Raw genomic sequence first — 2,627 nt, 5'->3', positions numbered from 1 at the left:
CCTGCCGGGTGGGATGAACGGTCGGCAGGTGGCGGATGTAGGCCGGGCGGTGCGGCCTGGGCTGAAGGTGTTGTTCATCACCGGCTACGCGGAGAACGCAATCGTCGGCAACGGACAGTTGGAGCCCGGCATGCAGGTGCTGACCAAGCCGTTCGTGATGGAGACGCTGGCCAGCCGCATTAGGGATCTCATTGCCGCGCCGTAAGGTATCATCGGTCCAATAGGGCTTGCCCTAAGTACGTCCTCAGAACTCATGTGGAATGTGCGCCAATGACGGAGCGCCCGCCGCCCGGGGTGCTGTTGTAGCGGCCGAAAAAGTCCCGGGCCGCATCGAGCAGCGCGTCGATGCTGGCGAACAGTTCGCAATGGGTGACCTCGCGCCGGAACTGGCGCCAGAGCATCTCGATGGGGTTGAGCCAGGGGCTGTAGGTCGGCAGCGACAACAGGACGAGACGCCCAGCGGCGCCACGCAGCACCGCCTCGATCTCATCGTCCTGATGCGTGCTGGCATTATCCCAGGCGACGTACACCGTCCCGCTCGGGTGCTTCGTCAGCAAGGCTTCGAGAAGTTCGGCGACTTCGCGCCGCCGCTTGTGGTGACGGGTGAGGACGACCGTCTCGCCAGTGTACCAGTTGACCGCTCCCAGACCGTAGCGCCGTGTCGGCTGCATGGGGGTGGAGATCATCACCTGCTGGCCTGTCGGGCTCCACATCGCCGGCAGGGTCGGATGCCAGCTGATGTTGAACTCATCAGCGTAGTAGAAGACCGAGCCCGGCGTCAGCCCGTCCCGGACAGCTTCGATCGTCTTTTTTTCTAGGACGGCAAAGTCGGCTGTTGGGCTTGCTGTTCGAGAGCGGTGAGGTAGGCGTCAGGATCACGTCGGAAGCGGGTTCGTGCAGTGCGGGCCTGCCGTCCGAGGTTGAGGGACTGGCGCAGTTCGCGCCACTGTGCGTGATCAATCCGGCCGAGGTCGCGTCCAGACAGGGTTTGAGCCCGTGTGCCGATGCCGGCCACGAGCCGGACTGATCCGCGTAACACCGCACCGGGCGAGGCTGTTTTGCGCCCGGTGGCGCGCCGCTCGTGGTAGCGCTGCGAGCCGAACAGCTGCTCCAGGGCGTTGTTCGTGCGCGGCAGGTCGACCAGATCGGCGGCGTGGAACAGCCCAGGCCGATAGCTATGTGCCACCTTGCGAAAATGGTCGACGGCCGGACCGAGACTGCCAACACGATGGTGGTGGCGCTGCATCGCCGCCAACAGGCCGTCGAAGCGCCGTCGGACCTTGGTGCCCGTCTCCCCAGCCGCATTGGCCAGCAGGCGCGCGGCCGCATGCACGAAGATGAAGCCCTGCTCCACCGCCGGCCAGAGTGCGGCCGTGCCGGTCAGAGCCCGGTCGATCAGGTGCTTGAGCCGTGCGAGCGGGCGCGGCGCCCCCCTTTGGCGGTGACGCGCTCCAGGCTGCCGGCGATCTTCTCCAGTCGGCGCTTCAGGCGCAGGCCCGCCGCGTCGAGCGGCGCACGACCATCGTCCGTGACCGCGCTGCGCACCGCAGCCGCGTAGCCGCGCACGACCTCCGCCTCCGGATCAGAGCGGCTCTCCACCGCACGCTCGATCGGGCGCACCCCGCGCACGCCCTTCTTCAGCTCCTTCTTGGCGTGCCGGTCGGCCTCGAACACCGGCAGTGCGGCCTCGCGCAAGAAGTGGAAGTGGCAGAGCTGGTGGGGCACGTCCGGCAGGGCCGCGGCTACCGCTTTGCGGATGGAGTGCTGGCCGTCGCTGATCACACCGGTCACCGGCAGGCCGGCAGCGTCGATGGCCTCGCGCAACAGGACGGCCAAATCCTCGGCCGTGCTCGACAACAGGCTGCGGGCCAGAAGCACCGTGCCCGAGAGGCAGTCACGCAGGACCCACAGCACCTCGTGGCCGACGTCCGGCTGCAGGCCATCGAGCGCCAGGATGATCCGGTCCTGCCCGGCCAGCTGCCGGCGCAGGTGCTGCGGATTGCTGAGTTGGGCGGCCAGCACCTCGTCGTAGCGGTCGAGCAGGTTGGTGACGCTGCGCGCGGCGATGGGCACGCCGCGCCCGCGCAAGATCGCGTGGATCTCCGGCACCGAGCGATGCTCGCGGTGGCGCAAAGCGCCAACCAGCGCCACGACGTCGAGGCCGAACCCGTGCTGCGGCAGGGCGAGCGCGCCCTCGGCCTCGGGACGATAGGGCTTGTGGAAGCGGGCGCAGCCCACCGCCTCACAGCGGCGGATCTTCAGACGCACCCGCACCGTGCCGGACAGCGTCACGAGCGTGCGTCGGTTCTCGTAGCGGATCCGCATGGGCTGGCCACAGGCCGGGCAGAGCCGCCGGACTGGAACCAGCATCCGTTCGCGATCCGGGATCCGGACCTGGGTGCGAGACATGGCACGCCTCCCATCAGGCGCCCCCAGCTCCATACCCTATCAGACAGCCGGCTTTGCCGTCCTAGTTTTTTGCCTGAGAGAGTGGGCTCAGTCGGCTCGACGAGCCGCTAACGGTCGTGCTCACTCACTCACATCCTCATCTCGTGGCTCCGCGTTCATGCGGACTGTGTTCGCCTCACATCCATGGACAATTCTCCCGTCTCTGCGGCGAGGGTTTC

The 2,627-nt window shown here is 67.5% G+C and carries 3 protein-coding genes; 1 reads left to right on the top strand and 2 read right to left on the bottom strand.

The window, feature by feature from the left end; genetic code table 11:
• Positions 1-205, top strand: a 205-nt coding sequence (locus VGC56_RS02730; protein ID WP_464123102.1) for a response regulator, incomplete at its 5' end; no start/stop codon positions are given.
• A gap of 46 nt (positions 206-251) precedes the next feature.
• Here the strand turns inward: VGC56_RS02730 and VGC56_RS02725 are convergent.
• Complete coding sequence (locus VGC56_RS02725) at positions 252-782, bottom strand: IS630 family transposase (protein WP_464123106.1); 531 nt, start codon at positions 780-782, stop codon at positions 252-254.
• A 32-nt stretch (positions 783-814) separates the two neighbouring features.
• Positions 815-2,325, bottom strand: a protein-coding gene (locus VGC56_RS02720; protein WP_464123104.1) for an ISNCY family transposase whose coding sequence is annotated in 2 segments (ribosomal slippage) — positions 815-1,428 and positions 1,428-2,325 — 1,512 coding nt in all. Because the reading frame shifts where the segments join, the coding sequence is not laid out codon by codon here.
• Positions 2,326-2,627: the final 302 nt, after the last annotated feature.

The sequence above is a fragment of the Allosphingosinicella sp. genome, assembly GCF_036403745.1.
Lineage (GTDB): Bacteria > Pseudomonadota > Alphaproteobacteria > Sphingomonadales > Sphingomonadaceae > Allosphingosinicella.
Note: the sequence above shows the minus strand (reverse complement) of the source record. Positions and strands in the feature narration are given on the sequence as shown.